This window comes from Streptomyces sp. NPDC056347 (assembly GCF_042262625.1).
GTDB lineage: Bacteria > Actinomycetota > Actinomycetes > Streptomycetales > Streptomycetaceae > Streptomyces.
In genome coordinates, this window is sequence record NZ_JBHJQP010000170.1 from 1 (window position 1) to 17,186 (window position 17,186).

Here is a 17,186-nt window from a genome sequence, read left to right on the forward strand (position 1 = left end):
GTCCAGGAGTCACGACCGTGACTCCTGGACCGGGGCCGCTCGTCGGCCCCTCGGGTCCCGGCCGTCCTGTACGCGACACGGGGGGCGGGGCCGTACGGGGAGCGGGCGGCCCGGCCCGGGCCCGGATTGCGAAGCGCCGGGAAGCCAGGAGGATGAGTGGCGTGACGATGTGTCCACGCATTGTCACCGCCGGCTTCGGCTCCGGGGAGACAGGCCCCGGTGCCGCGAACAGAAGGGCACCATCATGCCTGTGTGCGTCACGCGCGACGGGGTCGAGATCTTCTACAAGGACTGGGGCCGCGGGCGCCCGGTCGTCTTCATCCACGGCTGGCCCTTGAACGGCGACGCCTGGCAGGACCAGCTCAAGGCCGTCGCCGACGCGGGCTACCGCGGCATCGCCCACGACCGGCGCGGTCACGGCCGCTCCACCCCGGTCTTCGACGGCTACGACTGGGACACCTTCGCGGACGACCTCGACGACCTGATCACGAGCCTGGACCTGCGCGATGTCACGCTCGTCGCACACTCGATGGGCGGCGGCGAACTCTCCCGGTACATCGGCCGCCACGGCACCGCCCGTGTCCGCTCCGTGGTCCTGCTGTCGGCCGTCCCTCCCCTCATGCTGAAGGGCCCGGGCAACCCCCAGGGTGTGCCGCAGGAGGTGTTCGACCAGATCAAGGCCGGTATCGTCGCCGAGCGCTCGCAGTTCTGGAAGGACACCGCGATCGGCTTCTTCTCCGCCGGTCGTGAGGGCAGCAAGGTCACCCAGGGCAACAAGGACGCGTTCTGGTTGATGGGCATGGCACAGGCCATCGAGGGCGGTGTCGCCTGCGTCGACGCCTTCTCGAACACGGACTTCACCGAGGATCTGAAGAAGATCGACGTCCCGGCCCTGGTCGTCCACGGTGACGACGACCAGGTAGTGCCGATCGACGCGACCGGACGCAAGTCGGCGGAGATCATCCCCGACGCCACCCTGAAGGTCTACGAGGGCGGCTCGCACGGCATCGCCATGGTCCCGGGCGACAAGGAGAGGTTCAACGCCGACCTGCTGGAGTTCCTGAAGAAGTGACCCGCAGTGCTTCGGACTTCAGCTCCGTTCACCGGCCCCTGGCCTGTCATGGGCGCGGCCTTCCGAGGCTCCGGTGCGCTCGGCGGCGGCGTGCCACCAGCCGGGCGGGGAAGGGCCGGTGACCCCGGAAGCGGGCCGGTCGGGATGGAGCCCGAGCGGCCGCAGCGCGTCGGCGTGGACGCGGATGTCGAACCAGCCGTGCCAGTGGCCGTCGGAGCCGATCCCGCAGGCCAGGTCGGACCGGATCTCGTCCGGGGCGAAGGGCATCCAGTCGATGCCGCGGTCCCGCAGTCAACCGCGGACGGCCGCCATCGGTGCGGGACGGCCCGGCAGGTTCTCGTAGGCCGCGATGGCGATCCACTCGGCGCTCGGTGTGTCCATGGGCTTCATGATGCCGCGTGACCGCCCGGGTGTCATGGCCGTACACCGGGAGAGCGACCGGCACCCGCAACCGCCTGCGCTCCCCGCCGCCGGGGGCGGGAAGCCCACGTCCGGAACAGCGACGCCCTCGGCGATCCGCCGAAGCACGGAGCGATCGCGGCCTCCGGCCACCGGGTGTTCGCCCCGCCAGGACGGCAGCCGCAGCCGCATCGGGCCCGGCCGTACGGCCGATACCGCTTTCAGGCCGCCCCCTGGCACATTCTCCCGGCGAGAGTCAGAAAGACCGACAGGTTCCGGACCGCCTCCACGGGGAGTCTGGCCCAGGGCTTCCTGTCCCCGTGCCGATGGATCTCCAACCAGCCGCGTTCCACCCTGATCAGGGCGACCTCGCGCCAGCCGAGCCGGTGGTCGAAGCACCCGACACCGGCGGAGTCGAGGTGGGCCCCGAGGAAGTCGACCCGTTCGCCCGCCTCCAGCCGGGCGCTGTCCTGCGGCAGCCGCACCCGTGTGAAAGCCTTGTCCAGTTCGTCGGTGAACCGGACGGCCCCCTTGTAGGCGTCGGTCACGACGAACTCGGCGCCCTCACGGGGATACACCCAGAGCTCGTGCGTGGTGGCACTGGTGATTCCGTTCGTCACCTTGGTGCTGCGCCGCCGGATGCCGTTGATCTCGTCCCAGGCGTACGCCTCCGGCGCGTGCCCGGCGATCTCGCGGACGATGCCGTGCTGGTAGTGGCCGACCCAGACCCGTGGCTGCCGCCGTGAGATCGCGAGGAAGAGGAAATACCCGGCCGCGGCCACGATGGAGGCCCCCAGAACGATCAGCGGCAGTGCGTAGTACCAAGTGCCGTCGCTCCGTTGCTTCTCCAGCGCGTCCGAGATCCCGAACCAGGACAGCGGCAGCCCGATCAGCGCGGGCAGCAGCACCAGGATCCACGGGAAGCGCTCGGGCTCGGTCCACACCAGCCCCTGACGCCTGCCGAGTTCGAATTCCCGCGCGACTGTGCGCATGGACGGCGGAACAGGGGTGGAGCCACGATCCGACACAAGCCCCCCAAAGCCAGACGGTTGAGGGACATTGTCGGGGAACGCGGCCCGTACGGGAAGAGCGCGGCCCGGCGCATCGGCGTACGCGAACGATTCCGTGCCCTCGGTCCGGGACGGTCCCGCTCCCGTGGCTGTCACCGGCCCTGTGTCCGGTACCGCTACGGCACGCCGCTGCGCTCGCCCGAATCCGGCCACCGCGGTACCAAAGCGGCCCGACGCCGTCCCGCACCGCCTCGGAGCGGCGGTGCGGGACGGTCCCGCGGTGAAAGGGCTACCGGCCGTCACCGGAGCCCAGCACAATCGCCCGTATGACGATCGCCATGGGTGCGCCGCCGCCCACGCACAACACGCCCGTCGCACTTGCCCGGGGGTTCCTGACCGGTGGTGTGGTCGGGGCGTCGCTCGCCGCGCTCGTCGTGGGCGGGATCGTCGAGAGCGTGCCGCTGTTCGTCTCGGGACTGGTCCTGCCCGCGGTCTACGGACTGCTGTTCTACCTCGCCGGCATGCCGAGGCGCGCCCGGGAGGCGGCGGTCGTGCCCCGTACGGCGCTCGCGTTGATCGAGAGCCTGGAGGCCGTCGGGGGCGAGTCGAGTGACGTACCGGTGCGGTTCGGACTCACCGTCGTTCCGGACGACGGTGCGGCGTACCGGGTGGACATCACGCAGGACATCAACCTCGTGGACCTCCACGACTACCGGCCGCGCGGTGTCCTGGTGGTCCAGTACCCGCAGGACAGGCCGTGGCGGGTGCGGATCGTCAAGCGGCCGACTCCGGAGTGGGAGGACCGGGCGGCCTCGGCCCGCCTCGATCCGGTGCCGGGAGCGGCCAGGGCGGCCGAGCCACCGGAGGGCTGTGCCCTGGGCGCTGTCGCGCTCCTCGGCCTGCTGCTCGGTGCGGCCGCCGTGGTCCTGCTGTTCCGTGCGGACCTTTTCGGCCGGGAAGACACCGCGAAGCCGCCTCCGGCCGCGCGGCCGTCCGTCTCCTCCACGTCGTCGACCACGGTCGTGTCGTCGGCGTCCGGGACGGTCACGCTGGGGCCGGGCCGGTCGTTCCTCGACCAGGGCGAGCTGGAACGGGCCCTGGGCTCGCTCACCGAGGGCGGGGACACACGCCGTGCGCTCACCCTCGTCGTACAGGAGCGCCTGCTGTCGGTCGTGTTCGCGCCGTCCGGCACGCAGGCGCCTGGGTTCGCCCCCCGCGCGCTGCCCTACGGCCGCTTCCCCGCCCTGGTCGAGGAGGCCATGGCCGGTCTCGGCGTCGACCCCCCACGGACCTGGCAGGTCACCGCCGACCGTCTCACCGGATCCCTCACCGTCAGGGTCGTCGTGACCGGGCCCCAAGGCGCGGCGTCACTGGAGGCGAACGGACAGGGCAAGGTGGTGCGGCGCGCACCCGCACGGTGAGGCGCCCCGGAAGCGCACTGTTCCGGACGGCGAGGGTGACCCCGGTGGCCGTCCACCGAAGCGGCAGGAGGAAACACCGATGGGCTGGCACGGATATCTGGTGCTGTGGTGCGGTGTGTTCGGCGCGGTCGCGCTGATCGGGTACGGGAGATCGCTGGCCGGGATGACCCGGGAACAGCGGATGGTCCGGGCGAAGGGCCGGATCGAGCGGGTGGGGGAGCCCCGGCACGGAAGCTCCCCGAACGACGGGATAGCCGTGGTCGTCTCCTTCCAGGACCCAGCTACCGGGCAGGAGTTCACCGTCACCAACGATGGTGAGCGGGGCGAGAGGATCAGCGCGGCCTGGAAGGGCCGGGAGATCGGCGTCCACTACCCGCGCGGAAGGCCGCACGCCTTCGGATTCACCAGCGACCTCTCCGCGGGCGGGCGTGGTCTCGGCCTGCCGACCTTCGCGGTGTTCCTCGTCTACGCCGGGCTGGTCGTCGCCGCCGCGATCGACCGGGGCTGGCCGTGGGCCCTGCTCGGCTTCTGCGGGCCGTGGGCTCTGTCCGGCATGTACCACCTGCCCGGGAACATACGTGACAGGAACCGCCGCCTCGATGGACTGGCCGCCATGGCCGCGGTACCCGGCCGCGTCGTCGCCGTGCTCAAGAACGTCAGCGTCGACGCCGACGACGGACACACCTCCACCCGCCTGGTGCCGGTCGTCGCCTTCACCACCCTCGACGGTACGTCCGTCACGGCCTACTGCGAGTCAGGACTGCGGGACCCCGCCGGATCGCGCGGCCTGGACATCACGGTCCACTACGCCCCCGACGACCCGGCCGTCTTCGTCCTGGACGTCGAGTCCGAACGCCGGTCCTGGAAAAGGGACATGGCCGTCAACGTCGTGGGTCTCCTGGTCGTGGCGGTGGCGGCCGTGGTGGGAGCGGCGGCCGTGGCGGGGGTGGCCGAGCTGTGAGGCGTGAGGCGTGCCGTCCGCACGCCGCGATCACCTTGCCCCGCATCGGGACCACCACAGCCCGGGTCGCCCCCGTTCGGGCGCAGGCATGACAGGATCGCGGCCATGCCTCTCAGCGTTCCCCGTCTGCGGATCGGCTCGACCGAGATCAGCGCCCTCGCCGACGGCGAGGGCCCGTTCTTCTCCCCGCGCGCCGAAGCCTTCCCCGACGCCACCGCCGCTCAGTGGGCCGAGGCCGACGCCTACGACCCGGGCGCGGTCGATGCCGAGGGCCGCTGGTGGCTCCGGTTTCGCGCGTACGCGATCCGCAGCGACACGGGCCTCACCGTCGTGGACGCGGGGATCGGTCCGGCGGACAGCCCGGCAAGTCCGTGGGCGCCCGTGCCCGGTGTGCTCCCCGAATCGCTCGCCGCCGCGGGCATCGATCCGGCCGACGTCGACACCGTGGTGCTCACACATCTGCACACCGACCACGTCGGTTGGGCGGTGGTGAGCGAGGCCGCCGTCCCGTCGGCAGGCCCTGCGGTGGATAGCGACACTTCGACCGGCGACACGGCCCGCGGCCGACGCCCCTATTTCCCGAACGCCGAATACCTCCTGCAGCGGGCCGAGTTCGACGCCCTCGACCTGCTCAACCCGCAGCTGCGAGAAACCCTCACCGATCCCCTCGCCGCTGCCGGCCGGCTCCGGCTCCTCGAGGGCGACACGCCGCTGCGCACCGGGCACGCGATCGCCACGCCCGGTCACACGCCCGGACACCAGAGCCTGCTGGTCGCCGACGGACACGAACAGGTACTCGTCACCGGCGACCTCCTGGTGCACGCGCTCCAACTGCTCCACCCCGAACTCGACTACACGCACGAGACCGACCCCGAGGCGGCCAGGAACTCGAGAAGACGCATGCTCAGCCGCGGAACCTCCCGCACGCTGCACCTGGCGACGCCACACCTGACGGAACCGTTCGTCCCGATGTGAGGCGCGGCCCGCGGCCGCACCGGCCCCAAGTGCCGGCGTACTCGCCCGCACCCCGGGCCGTGCACGGGCGATCGGGCTCCGGCACGGGCCCCGTGCCGGAAACGGCTGAGGGCCGGGGGCACGCGGCTCGGGCGCGCGCCCCCGGCCGCATTCCCCGGCCCCTCGCGCGGTTCCTAGTCGGCGGACGCCGTCCAGCCCCGGGCCTCGATCCGGGACGCGTCGCGGGAACGGCTGTCGTCGAAGAGCGTGCGGCCGTCGTCCTCGACGCGCATCGCGTCCACGTACACGCCCCGGCCGACATACAGCTGGTCGGTCGCGTACCGCCAGCGCAGGCGCACCTGCGCGCCGTGCCACGCGGAGAGGTCCGCCTCCAGGTCGTGCCACACCCGGCCGGACCAGCCGGAGACCGAGCCCGCGGGGTGGGGTTCGGGCTCCTCGCGGGGCCGCCCCGCGGCCGGTGCGGTGGTGAACGGTACGGTCCGCCAGGTCGCCCCGGCGTCCGCCGACGCCTCCAGGAACAGGAAGTCGGAGCCGGGCTCGGTGTCCCACCACAGGGCCGAGCGCAGCCGGGCCCGCGAGGAGGCGGGCCGCAGCTCGGGCAGGGTCAGGGTGGCGGTGGTGGCGCTCGCCATGCCGGAGAACCAGGCCGTGCGCCCGTGCGCGGGGCGGACGGCGACGGCGCGGGCCATCTGGTTGGCGGTCGCGACGCGCGGCGCGCTGCCGGAGCGCCAGTTGCGTACCGGGTGGACGGAGTTGCCGAGGACGATCAGGAAGGAGTCGGTCGTCGGGTCCAGTACGAGACTGGTGCCGGTGAAGCCGGTGTGGCCCGCGGTGCGCGGAGTGGCCATCGCGCCCATGTACCAGTGCTGGTAGAGCTCGAAGCCGAGGCCGTGCGCGTCGCCGGGGAACGCGCCGTTGAAGTCGGTGAAGAGCAGGTCGACCGAGGCGTCCGAGAGGATGCGGGAGCGCCCGTACACCCCGCCGTTGAGCAGCGTACGGGCCAGGATCGCCAGGTCCCAGGCGCAGGAGAAGACCCCGGCGTGGCCCGCCACCCCGTCCAGGCCGTAGGCGTTCTCGTCGTGCACCTCACCCCAGACCAGTCCGCGGTCCAGCCCGGACCAGGGCTGCCGGGCGTCCTCGGTCGCGGCGATCTTGGGCTTCCAGGAGGCCGGCGGGTTGTAGCGGGTGCGGTGCATCCCGAGCGGGCCGGTGATCTCCTCGCGGAGCAGGACGTCTTGCGCGCGGCCGGTGATCTTCTCCAGGACCAGCTGGAGCGAGATCAGGTTGAGGTCGGAGTAGAGGTACACCGTGCCGGGCGGACTGGCCGGTACCTCGTCCCACAGCAGGCGCAGCTTCCCCTCCCGGGTCGGCTCCTTGTACAGCGGGATCCAGGAGCGGAAGCCCGAGGTGTGGGTGAGCAGCTGACGGATCGTGATGTCCTGCTTGCCGCCGCCCGCGAAATCGGGGAGGTACGAGGCGACCTTCGCCTCCAGCTCCAGCTTCCCGCGCTCGATCTGCTGCACGGCCAGGATCGAGGTGAACAGCTTGGAGACCGAGGCCAGGTCGAAGACGGTGTCCTCGGCCATCGGGATCTGCTGGCCGGGCGGGAACTCCACCCCGGTGTCGGTCGTCTCGTCGTACGCGGCGTAGCGCACGGCCATGCCGATCGGCCGGTGCAGGGCGACCGTGCCGCCGCGCCCGGCGAGCAGCACCGCCCCCGCGTACCAGGGGTGCTTGGGGGAGTCGGCGAGGAACTTCTCGGCGTCGGCCACCAGCTGGTCCAGGGGCTCCTGGAGCAGTCCCGCGCGGGCGGCCGGCCCGCGCCGCAGCGTCGGGCGGACCTGCCCGTGGGCGGCGCCCCCGGATCGTGCTGCGCCCATTCCCGGCGATCCCGTCTCCGGCTCCATGGCCGCCGCCCGCTCCGCGAACGGGACCGGCGCCAGGGCGAGTGCCCCGCCCAGGGCCAGCATCCCACCGCCCAGCCTCCGTCGGCTGATCCCTCTGCCCGCCGCGTCCTCGGTCATCCGGAGCCCCTTCCGCTGCGCGAAAGTAACTTTCGCAACTTCGCCCGACAGTGAAAATTCTTTCCGGGGCAGAGGTTACTGTCACCCCTGCCGTCACGGGGGCCCCGTGCGTCGGAAAGAATCTGACTGGCCATCAGAAAATCTCTTCCCTCCATGGCCCGGCTGCGGCATCCTGCCGCCCATGGAGACGGAGCTGAGCAAGAAACTGGGAGTCGAGCACGCCATCTTCGGCTTCACGCCGTTCCCCGCGGTGGCCGCGGCCATCACCCGGGCCGGGGGGTTCGGCGTCCTCGGCGCGGTCCGCTACACCGCCCCCGACGAACTCGCCCGCGACCTCGACTGGATGCAGCAGCACACCGACGGCAAGCCGTACGGGCTGGACGTCGTGATGCCCGCGAAGAAGGTGGAGGGGGTCACCGAGGCCGATGTCGAGGCGATGATCCCGGACGGGCACCGCCGGTTCGTCCAGGACACCCTCGCCAAGCACGGCGTGCCGGAACTCCCCGAGGGCGAGGCGTCCGGCTGGCGGATCACCGGCTGGATGGAGGAGGTCGCCCGCAACCAGCTCGACGTCGCCTTCGACTACCCCATCAAGCTCCTCGCCAACGCCCTCGGATCGCCGCCCGCCGACGTCGTGCAGCGCGCCCACGACCGGGGCGTGCTCGTCGCGGCCCTCGCCGGAAGCGCCAAGCACGCCCGCCACCACGCCGACGCGGGCATCGACATCGTCGTGGCCCAGGGATACGAAGCGGGCGGCCACACCGGAGAGATCGCCTCGATGGTCCTGGTCCCGGACGTCGTCGACGCCGTCGGGCCGCTCCCCGTGCTCGCCGCCGGAGGGATCGGCAGCGGGGAGCAGATCGCCGCCGGGCTCGCCCTCGGTGCCCAGGGCGTCTGGCTCGGCTCCCTCTGGCTGACCACCGAGGAGGCGGACCTCCACTCCCGCGCGCTGACCGCGAAGCTCCTCGCCGCGGGCTCCGGCGACACCGTCCGCTCCCGCGCCCTCACCGGCAAACCCGCACGCCAGCTCCGTACCGAATGGACCGACGCCTGGGACGACCCGGCCGGACCCGGCCCGCTGCCCATGCCGCTCCAGGGGCTGCTGGTCGCCGAGGCCGTCTCGCGCATCCAGAAGTACGAGACCGGGGCCCTGCTCGGCACCCCGGTCGGCCAGATCGTCGGACGGATGAACAGCGAACGCAGCGTGCGGGAGGTCTTCGACGACCTGACCCGCGGCTTCGAGCGTGCCGTGGACCGGATCAACCGCATCGCCAAACGGAGCGCCTCATGACACCGCCCCCCAACGGATTCTGGGCCCAGGCCACCGCCGACCCCGGCCGTACGGCCCTGATCGCACCCGACGGTGAGAACTGGACGGCCGGACGGCTGCATGCCGCCGCCAACCGCATGGTCCACGCACTGCGCGCGGCCGGACTGGAACGCGGCGACGCGTTCGCCGTCGTGCTGCCCAACGGCGTCGAGTTCTTCACCGCCTACCTCGCCGCCTCCCAGGCCGGCTTCTACCTCGTCCCCGTCAACCACCACTTCGTCGGCCCCGAGATCGCCTGGATCGTCTCCGACTCCGGCGCCAAGGTGCTCATCGCCCACGAACGCTTCGCGCAGGCCGCGACCGAGGCCGCCGAGGAGGCGAAGCTGCCCGCGAGCCACCGCTACGCCGTCGGTGCCGTCGACGGCTTCCGCCCGTACGCCGAACTGCTGGAAGGGCAGCCCGAGGACGCCCCGGACGACCGCACCCTGGGCTGGGTCATGAACTACACCTCGGGCACCACCGGCCGCCCGCGCGGCATCCGGCGCCCGCTCTCCGGCCGCCTCCCCGAGGAGAGCCATCTCGGCGGCTTCCTCGGCATCTTCGGCATCAGGCCCTTCGACGGCAACGTCCACCTGGTCTGCTCTCCGCTCTACCACACGGCCGTGCTCCAGTTCGCGGGCGCGTCCCTGCACATCGGCCACCCGCTGGTGCTGATGGACCGGTGGACCCCCGAGGAGATGCTGCGGCTCATCGACACCCACCGCTGCACCCACACCCACATGGTCCCCACCCAGTTCCACCGCCTCCTCGCCCTGCCCGACGAGGTGAAACGGCGCTACGACGTCACGGCCATGCGGCACGCCATCCACGGTGCCGCGCCCTGCCCCGACCACGTCAAGCGCGCCATGATCGACTGGTGGGGGAAGTGCGTCGAGGAGTACTACGCGGCCAGCGAGGGCGGCGGCGCCTTCGCCACCGCCGACGACTGGCTGAGGAAACCCGGCACGGTCGGCCGGGCCTGGCCGATCAGTGAACTCGCCGTCTTCGACGACGACGGCAACCGGCTGCCGCCCGGGGAGCTCGGCACCGTCTACCTGAAGATGAACACCGGCGGCTTCAGCTACCACAAGGACGAGACCAAGACCCGGAAGAACCGCATCGGCGACTTCTTCACCGTCGGCGACCTCGGCATCCTCGACGAGGACGGCTATCTCTTCCTCCGCGACCGCAAGATCGACATGATCATCTCCGGCGGGGTCAACATCTACCCCGCCGAGATCGAGGGCGTCCTCCTCGGCCACCCGGCCGTCGCCGACGTCGCGGTCTTCGGCATCCCGCACCCCGACTGGGGCGAAGAGGTCAAGGCCGTCGTCGAACCGGCCGAAGGGCACCCGGCCAGCCCGGACCTCGCCGAAGCGATCCTGAACCACTGCGAACAGCGGCTCGCCGGATACAAACGCCCCCGCACCGTCGACTTCATCGACACCATGCCCCGCGACCCCAACGGCAAGCTCTACAAGCGGCGGCTGCGCGACCCGTACTGGGAGGGACGCTCCCGGGCGGTGTGAGCCGGACGGCCGCCGCCCGGCGGCGGCCCCACCGGCGCTCTGGCAGGGTGAGATCCATGAACGCGCGCACGACGGTCCGCACGCTGGCATCCCGGTGGACGGTGGCCGTGCCGGTCGTCGCCGCGCTCGCCCTGGTGTTCAGCTGGGGCCGGGAACTTCCCACGTTCGCCGTCGCCGTGGTCGCGCTCTGCCTGGCCGGTGCCGTCCTGGCCGCCGTGCACCACGCCGAGGTCATCGCCCACCGGGTCGGCGAGCCGTTCGGCTCGCTCGTACTGGCCGTCGCCGTCACCGTCATCGAAGTGGCCCTCATCGTCACCCTGATGGTGGACGGCGGCCCCAAGACGACCGCGCTGGCCCGCGACACCGTCTTCGCCGCCGTGATGATCACCTGCAACGGGATCGTCGGACTGTCCCTGCTGGTGGGAGCCGTCCGCTCGCGCGTCGCCGTCTTCAACGCCGAGGGCTCCGGCGCCGCTCTCGCCACCGTCGCCACCCTGGCCACGCTCAGCCTGGTCCTGCCGACCTTCACCGTAGGCAAACCCGGACCCGAGTTCTCCTCGGCCCAGCTGGTCTTCGCCGCCGTCGCCTCGCTCTTCCTGTACGGGCTGTTCGTCGCCGTACAGACGGTCCGGCACCGCGAGTACTTCCTGCCCCTCACCCCGGAGGGCGGGCCGAAACCGGACGAGCGGCACGCGCCGCTCCCCGGCCGCGGCGCCACCACGCTCAGCCTGGTGATGCTGCTGGTCGCACTCGTCGCCGTGGTCGGCGACGCCAAGTCCGTCTCCCCGACCATCGAGTCCGCGGTGGAGGCGGCCGGCATGCCGCAGGCCGTGGTCGGCGTCGTCATCGCCCTGCTGGTCCTGCTGCCGGAGACCCTGGCGGCGGTACGGGCGGCCCGCCGCGAGCGCGTACAGACCAGCCTCAACCTCGCCCTCGGCTCGGCGATGGCCAGCATCGGCCTGACCATTCCGGCCATCGCCCTCGCCTCGATCTGGCTCGAAGGCCCGCTCCACCTCGGCCTCGGCGCCACTCACATGGTGCTGCTCGCCCTGACCGTGGTGGTCGGCGCGCTGACCGTCGTACCCGGACGGGCCACCCTGCTCCAGGGCGGCGTCCACCTGTCGATCTTCGCGGCCTTCGTCTTCCTCGCGATCAGTCCTTGAGCACCGGACCCTTGACCACCGGGTCGCGGCCGCACAGGATCACGCCATGACAGGTGTACGGAGCAGCACAGTCGACGGAGTCCTGGCGCGCAGCGCCCGGCGCAACCCCGGACGGACCGCGCTGCGGTACGCCGACCGGTCGTGGAGCTATGCCGAACTCGACACGGCCGTCAGCACCGCGGCCGCCGTCCTCACCGAGGAACACGGACTGAGCCCCGGCGACCGGGTCGCCTGCTACGCGCACAACTCCGACGCCTACCTGATCGCCTACCTCGGCTGCGCCCGCGCCGGTCTGGTGCACGTACCGGTCAACCAGAACCTCACCGGCGGCGACCTCACGTACATCCTCGAACAGTCCGGCAGCGCACTGGTCCTCACCGACCCGGACCTCACCGCGCGGATCCCCGACGCGTTCCCCGTGCGCCCGCTGCGCGACGCCCCGGACTCCCTCCTGGCGGCCACCGCCGTCCCGCGCCCCTTCGCCCCGGAACGCGAACCGGCCGCCGGCGACCTCGCGCAGCTGCTCTACACCTCGGGCACCACCGCGCTGCCCAAGGGCGCGATGATGACGCACGGCGCCCTCGTCCACGAGTACGTCAGCGCGATCACCGCACTCGACCTGAAGGCCACCGACCGGCCCGTGCACGCGCTGCCGCTCTACCACTCCGCGCAGATGCACGTCTTCCTGCTGCCGTACCTCGCGGTCGGGGCGCGGAACATCATCCTCGACGCACCCGACGCCGACCGGATCCTCGACCTGGTCGAGACCGGTCGGGCCGACACCGTCTTCGCCCCGCCGACGGTCTGGATCGGCATCTCCCAGCACCCCGGCTTCGCCACCCGCGAGCTCGGCGGGCTGCGCAAGGCGTACTACGGGGCGTCGATCATGCCCGTGCCGGTCCTGGAGAGGCTCCGTGAACGCCTGCCCACGCTCGCGTTCTACAACTGCTTCGGACAGAGCGAGATCGGCCCGCTCGCCACCGTCCTCGGACCGGACGAGCACGAGGGCCGGATGGACTCGTGCGGCCGCCCCGTCCTCTTCGTCGAGGCCCGGATCGTCGGCGAGGACGGCCAGGAGGTGCCCGACGGCACGCCCGGTGAAGTGGTCTACCGCTCGCCCCAGCTGTGCGAGGGCTACTGGGACAAGCCCGAGGAGACCGCGGCGGCCTTCCGTGACGGCTGGTTCCACTCCGGCGACCTCGCGGTGCGCGACGCCGAGGGCTACTTCACCGTCGTCGACCGGCTGAAGGACGTCATCAACTCCGGCGGAGTCCTGGTCGCCTCCCGGGAGGTCGAGGACGCCCTGTACACCCACCCCGACGTCGCCGAGGTCGCCGTCGTCGGCCTGCCGGACGAGCGCTGGATCGAGGCCGTCACCGCCGTCGTCGTGCTGCGCGGCGAGGCCACGGAGGACGAGCTCATCGGCCACGCCCGCGAGCGGCTCGCCCACTTCAAGGCCCCGAAACGGGTCCGCTTCGTGGACGGGCTGCCACGCAACGCCAGCGGCAAGATCCTCAAGCGGGAACTCCGCGACCGGTTCGCCGGGGACGTGCGCTGAAGGCGCCCGGCGAGCCGCCGCTCCCCGGGCCCTCGCCGGTCCGTCCGGCGCGCGTACGGCGTACCCCCCCGCTTCAGCCCCGCCCGGCGCGGGGGGCGGACCGGTCCTCGGCGTCGAAGGCCGCCAGGGCACGTATCCCCGGTCCGAGGGCCCGTCCCAGAGCGTTCAGAAGCGGCTCCTCCACTCCGCCCAGGGCCTCGGAGAGCTCCTCGGACACGTCCCGCGCGATCTCCCGCGCCACCGCGTCCACGGAGGTACGGGGACCGAGCTTGCTGACCGCCGCGGCCGCCCGGGCGGGCGTGAGCAGGGCGGATGCCTGGACCAGGAGCCAGGCGGGAACACCGGCCGCGCCCTGCGGCGGTGCCAGATAGGGCCGGGCGCCGTCGAAGCGCTCGTCCTCGGCGAACGCCTTCTGCTTCGCCTTCACGACCGGACGGACCCCGGCGCCGCCGGGACCCGACTCCCGCCACTCGCCCGCGGGCTTGAGGACGTAGCCCTCGGCCAGGTTCCCCGCCAGCTCCGGAAGCCCGAACAGGGCCGGGACACGGGTGGGGAAGGCGCAGGGCAGCTCCTGGAGGCCGTTCAGCGCGCCCCGGCCGACCACGGGTACGCAGGTGAGCCCGGCGTCGGCCGAGGTCCGCCGCAACATCCGGTCGGAGAGCCACCACCGGCCCGCGTCCGTCTCGACCGAGGCGTCGAACGGCAGCCACCGAAGCGTCGGCGCGTACCACACACCGGTCTGTACCGGCTCGACCCCCGCGACGGCGGGGACGCCCGGGTGCGGATAGCGGCCGCCGGCGAGCTCGCCGTAGACCGTCACCACCGCGTCGTCGCCCCACGTGCCGCGCGTCGCCGAGGCGAAGCGGGCCGCGGCCACCGACACTTCCGGCCAGATCCTGCTGACGCCGAAGAAGCCGTCCAGGGCGTCGTCGCCCAGCGGCTCGCGCCGCTTGGCCGGACGGATCCCGGCACTGTCGCAGACCACCGCGAAATGCGCCCCGTGGACCTTCTCCACCGCGATCCACTCGCGGGCGCCGGACAGGCCGAGCCGCTGCTTGGCCGAGATCTTCGGATAGGGCCGCAGGACGGGACCCGTTGACGTCGTGTCGGACACACCGGGAATTGTGGCCGCGCGGGCCGCACCCGGGCAACCGGGATTCACCAAGGCCGGAAAGAGCGGAAGGATTGTCCCAACTCACGAGTAAGGAAAGCTGCTTGTGCTGGAATCCCGGGCATGGGCGATCGTAGTGAAGGCGTGGGGGAAGGGGCTCCGGGGGAACCGTCCCCGGAATCCGGGGACCATCTGACCACCGAGGCGGAACGGCTGCGCGACGAGGCGCGGAAGGGAGTCAGGACCGCCGACCGGCGGGCCCGGGTCTGGGCGGTCATCGACGTCGTCCTGGGCTTTCCCGCCGCTTTGCTCGCCGCCGTCTCCGGCGCGGCGGGCCTGGCCACGGCGGACGCCCGCGTTCCCGCGGCGCTGCTGGCCCTGGTGTCCGCGGGGCTGTCGGCAGGGGCCGGGTTCCTGCGCAGCGAAACCAGGCGTGTGGCCCACAAGCGGGCGCGGACGGCGTGGGCGGCTCTGGAGGGCGAGGCCGTGGTCGTACTGGCCGACGGGCGCCTCGATCAGGAGGTGCTGCGCCGCCTGTTCGGACTGCGGCAGGCCGCGTTGGAGGCGTACGAGGGGGACCCCGGCTGATCGCAGGCGGACAAGGGAGGTCCGGGGCGGAGCGGTGCGCGGGCCGGTAGCCGCCGGACGCCGGCGCACGGACCCGGGCCCGGGGTCGGGCCCCCGGACCCTACCCGTGGGCCCCGGTGCCGTCGCTACCGTTCTGGTCCCGGCAGGCACCCGGCCCCGGTGACGCGAGCGATCCAGGAGGAGGTGACGCGTGAAACGCAGTGACCGCACACGCCCGGACATGCGCGCGAGCGCGGGGCAGACGGCGATCGAGTACCTGGCCCTGCTGGGAGCCGTCGTCGTGGTGGTCGGCGCGCTGGCCGCCGCGACCGTCGGGAGCGACATCTCCCGCCACACCCGCGCTCAGGTCTGCCGCATCGTCGCGGCCGTGGGTGGAGGGGGCGCTGACTGCCTCGACGACAACGATGTCAATCGCGAGGGCGGACAGATGGAAGCCGGAGGTCCGGTCGAGTCCGGCCCCCTGCGCGCCGGGGCCGGTGACCCCGGCCCCGCCCTCGTCAGGAAGTCCGCCGGAAAGGACCCCGGCAAGACGGTGAACGCACTCCCCGACCTGTGCTTCGAGCCCCGGGAATCGCAGTCGTCGGTCTCCGTCCCGGGCAGCGGTGTCCTCGGCAAAGCCGCTGCCTGGGGCTACTCCTGGCTCGTCAACCTCGTCATCGACAAGATCGACAACGAGAAGAACAAGGAGAAGCGGGTCAAGCTGGCGCTCGCGGACCTCGCCTACTGCCTCCCCGACTACAACATCGTCATCGCCCGGCCGCACGAGGGCAATCTGCAGGAGATGGACGGCACGGCACTGGTCGAGACCGTGGAGATCAGCGGCACCACGTACCGGGTGTACGCGTTCAGGACCGGCACGTTCACCTGGGCGAAGGACGCCGATCTCGGCTGGAAGAACCGCGCCTTCCAGGGCGTGTTCGACATCAGCGAGGACCGCCGCACCGTCACGTTCCGCGAGCCGCCCCGTCCCCGGCGCAAGGAGGGATGGAAGCCCGGCGACGAGGGCTGCCAGGTCGAGGGGCAGGAACCGCCCGACCGGAGCCGGTACTACGACACGTACTCACCCCTGGACGACGAGGCATCGACGCAGGCGGTGCGGATGCTGGTGAACGACATGCGCCGCTGCTACCCCGACTACAACGTGGTCGCTATGCACTCGGAGCAGGCGTCGCACTGGGTCGAGAAGCCGGACGAGCTCGTCCGCCACGGCAGGTACCGGCTGAACTCCGACGAGTTCCACGGCACCGAGAGCGGTGACGGCATCGCTTCCGGCCGAGGCGTGTTCGACCTCTACGTCTTCGACCGGGGCACCTTCAGCAACGACGGCGACGGCGGCTACATCAACTGGGCCTTCTACGGCGACTTCACCCGGGACGGCTCGAAGGTCGCCTTCGAGCCGCCGGGACCCGCCGATCTGAACGCCGACTCCACCGCGACCGGATCGGGCACGGTCCACTTCGACGACGAGTCGCCGAAGTACGCCGACGGCGGGCCGTACCCGGGCACCGACTATGCGGGCAAGGTGCCGGGCGGCGGCGCCGAGCTGACCCGGTCGCTGATCGACGAGTACGGCCGCGGCTTCCCCGGCAAGAACATCATCGTGGCGAAGTCGTTCGACGACCTCTCCTTCACCGGGGTGTCCGGCCTCGAGCACCTCGCGGTGGTGAACGGTGTCGACGTGTTCGCCCTGGACAGCGGCACCATCACCAACAAGGGGGACGGCGGCTGGAAGAACTGGGGATTCACCGGCACCTTCGACTACGCGGAGGACGGGAAGGAGGTGACCTTCAGTCACCGCTGACCCTTCGGCCACCGACCGCTGACTCTTCGGCCGCCGTTGGCCGGGAACCGTTCCCCGATCGCTACCGTGCCCCGCGCTCGTCCACGATCCGGCGGAACTTGCCGACCGACCGCTCCAGCGTCTCGGGGTCGACGATCTCGACCCCGAGCGAGGTGGCGCGCGAGTCGACCCTCAGCCGCGCCCTGCAACCGCTGCTGCCCGACTACGACTTCATCGTCATCGACTGCCAGCCCTCGCTCGGCCTGCTCACCGTGAACGCGCTCAC

At 71.9% G+C, this 17,186-nt stretch carries 14 protein-coding genes and 1 pseudogene; 11 read left to right on the plus strand and 4 right to left on the minus strand.

Features of this window, described 5'->3' with window-relative positions:
* Positions 1-244 precede the first annotated feature (244 nt).
* Positions 245-1,072, plus strand: a complete 828-nt coding sequence (locus tag ACFCV8_RS29490) for an alpha/beta fold hydrolase (RefSeq protein ID WP_376688522.1) — start codon at positions 245-247, stop codon at positions 1,070-1,072.
* Between the two features lie 18 nt (positions 1,073-1,090).
* Here the strand turns inward: ACFCV8_RS29490 and ACFCV8_RS29495 are convergent, their stop codons facing one another.
* Positions 1,091-1,339: a hypothetical protein gene (locus tag ACFCV8_RS29495; RefSeq protein ID WP_376688523.1), complete on the minus strand. Its 249-nt coding sequence runs from the start codon at positions 1,337-1,339 to the stop codon at positions 1,091-1,093.
* Positions 1,340-1,692: 353 nt separating this feature from the next.
* Positions 1,693-2,463 (minus strand): DUF6585 family protein, encoded by a 771-nt coding sequence (locus ACFCV8_RS29500; RefSeq protein ID WP_376688524.1) that lies wholly within the window; start codon positions 2,461-2,463, stop codon positions 1,693-1,695.
* 344 nt (positions 2,464-2,807) lie between these two features.
* Between ACFCV8_RS29500 and ACFCV8_RS29505 the strand changes: the two genes are divergently transcribed.
* The 3 genes from ACFCV8_RS29505 (at position 2,808) to ACFCV8_RS29515 (ending at position 5,838) form a co-directional block, all read left to right on the plus strand.
* Positions 2,808-3,902, plus strand: coding sequence for a hypothetical protein (locus ACFCV8_RS29505; protein ID WP_376688525.1), 1,095 nt, complete (start codon positions 2,808-2,810; stop codon positions 3,900-3,902).
* Between the two features lie 79 nt (positions 3,903-3,981).
* Positions 3,982-4,863, plus strand: coding sequence for a DUF3592 domain-containing protein (locus ACFCV8_RS29510; protein ID WP_376688526.1), 882 nt, complete (start codon positions 3,982-3,984; stop codon positions 4,861-4,863).
* Positions 4,864-4,968: 105 nt separating this feature from the next.
* On the plus strand, positions 4,969-5,838 hold the full coding sequence (locus ACFCV8_RS29515) for an MBL fold metallo-hydrolase (RefSeq protein WP_376688527.1): 870 nt from the start codon (positions 4,969-4,971) through the stop codon (positions 5,836-5,838).
* A 173-nt stretch (positions 5,839-6,011) separates the two neighbouring features.
* On the opposite strand, the gene ACFCV8_RS29520 is transcribed toward ACFCV8_RS29515, so the two are convergent.
* On the minus strand, positions 6,012-7,862 hold the full coding sequence (locus tag ACFCV8_RS29520; RefSeq protein ID WP_376688528.1) for a serine hydrolase: 1,851 nt from the start codon (positions 7,860-7,862) through the stop codon (positions 6,012-6,014).
* A 181-nt stretch (positions 7,863-8,043) separates the two neighbouring features.
* Between ACFCV8_RS29520 and ACFCV8_RS29525 the strand changes: the two genes are divergently transcribed.
* Genes ACFCV8_RS29525 through ACFCV8_RS29540 form a run of 4 tightly spaced genes read left to right on the plus strand, consistent with a single transcriptional unit; the run spans position 8,044 to position 13,421 of the window.
* Positions 8,044-9,153 carry an NAD(P)H-dependent flavin oxidoreductase gene (locus tag ACFCV8_RS29525; RefSeq protein ID WP_376688529.1) on the plus strand — a complete coding sequence of 370 codons (1,110 nt, stop codon included), beginning with the start codon at positions 8,044-8,046 and terminating at the stop codon, positions 9,151-9,153.
* Positions 9,150-10,700, plus strand: coding sequence for an acyl-CoA synthetase (locus ACFCV8_RS29530; protein WP_376688530.1), 1,551 nt, complete (start codon positions 9,150-9,152; stop codon positions 10,698-10,700). The genes ACFCV8_RS29525 and ACFCV8_RS29530 overlap by 4 nt, the downstream gene beginning before the upstream one ends.
* A gap of 56 nt (positions 10,701-10,756) precedes the next feature.
* Positions 10,757-11,863, plus strand: coding sequence for a calcium:proton antiporter (locus ACFCV8_RS29535; RefSeq protein WP_376688531.1), 1,107 nt, complete (start codon positions 10,757-10,759; stop codon positions 11,861-11,863).
* A gap of 46 nt (positions 11,864-11,909) precedes the next feature.
* Positions 11,910-13,421: an acyl-CoA synthetase gene (locus ACFCV8_RS29540; RefSeq protein WP_376688532.1), complete on the plus strand. Its 1,512-nt coding sequence runs from the start codon at positions 11,910-11,912 to the stop codon at positions 13,419-13,421.
* 73 nt (positions 13,422-13,494) lie between these two features.
* On the opposite strand, the gene ACFCV8_RS29545 is transcribed toward ACFCV8_RS29540, so the two are convergent.
* Complete coding sequence (locus tag ACFCV8_RS29545) at positions 13,495-14,535, minus strand: RNA ligase family protein (RefSeq protein WP_376688533.1); 1,041 nt, start codon at positions 14,533-14,535, stop codon at positions 13,495-13,497.
* Positions 14,536-14,655: 120 nt separating this feature from the next.
* Between ACFCV8_RS29545 and ACFCV8_RS29550 the strand changes: the two genes are divergently transcribed.
* The 3 genes and pseudogenes from ACFCV8_RS29550 to ACFCV8_RS29560 all read left to right on the plus strand — a co-directional run.
* On the plus strand, positions 14,656-15,120 hold the full coding sequence (locus ACFCV8_RS29550; protein WP_376688534.1) for a hypothetical protein: 465 nt from the start codon (positions 14,656-14,658) through the stop codon (positions 15,118-15,120).
* Between the two features lie 190 nt (positions 15,121-15,310).
* Positions 15,311-16,921 carry a hypothetical protein gene (locus tag ACFCV8_RS29555; RefSeq protein ID WP_376688535.1) on the plus strand — a complete coding sequence of 537 codons (1,611 nt, stop codon included), beginning with the start codon at positions 15,311-15,313 and terminating at the stop codon, positions 16,919-16,921.
* A 143-nt stretch (positions 16,922-17,064) separates the two neighbouring features.
* Positions 17,065-17,186 (plus strand): annotated as a pseudogene (locus ACFCV8_RS29560) (ParA family protein); the annotation flags it as partial.

Bases quoted from the DNA above. Each gene is read 5' to 3' on its own strand.
- ACFCV8_RS29490 (WP_376688522.1), top strand. From the start codon at position 245: ATGCCTGTGTGCGTCACGCGCGACGGGGTCGAGATCTTCTACAAGGAC.
- ACFCV8_RS29495 (WP_376688523.1), bottom strand. From the start codon at position 1,339: ATGCCCTTCGCCCCGGACGAGATCCGGTCCGACCTGGCCTGCGGGATC.
- ACFCV8_RS29500 (WP_376688524.1), bottom strand. From the start codon at position 2,463: ATGCGCACAGTCGCGCGGGAATTCGAACTCGGCAGGCGTCAGGGGCTG.
- ACFCV8_RS29505 (WP_376688525.1), top strand. From the start codon at position 2,808: ATGACGATCGCCATGGGTGCGCCGCCGCCCACGCACAACACGCCCGTC.
- ACFCV8_RS29510 (WP_376688526.1), top strand. From the start codon at position 3,982: ATGGGCTGGCACGGATATCTGGTGCTGTGGTGCGGTGTGTTCGGCGCG.
- ACFCV8_RS29515 (WP_376688527.1), top strand. From the start codon at position 4,969: ATGCCTCTCAGCGTTCCCCGTCTGCGGATCGGCTCGACCGAGATCAGC.
- ACFCV8_RS29520 (WP_376688528.1), bottom strand. From the start codon at position 7,862: ATGACCGAGGACGCGGCGGGCAGAGGGATCAGCCGACGGAGGCTGGGC.
- ACFCV8_RS29525 (WP_376688529.1), top strand. From the start codon at position 8,044: ATGGAGACGGAGCTGAGCAAGAAACTGGGAGTCGAGCACGCCATCTTC.
- ACFCV8_RS29530 (WP_376688530.1), top strand. From the start codon at position 9,150: ATGACACCGCCCCCCAACGGATTCTGGGCCCAGGCCACCGCCGACCCC.
- ACFCV8_RS29535 (WP_376688531.1), top strand. From the start codon at position 10,757: ATGAACGCGCGCACGACGGTCCGCACGCTGGCATCCCGGTGGACGGTG.
- ACFCV8_RS29540 (WP_376688532.1), top strand. From the start codon at position 11,910: ATGACAGGTGTACGGAGCAGCACAGTCGACGGAGTCCTGGCGCGCAGC.
- ACFCV8_RS29550 (WP_376688534.1), top strand. From the start codon at position 14,656: ATGGGCGATCGTAGTGAAGGCGTGGGGGAAGGGGCTCCGGGGGAACCG.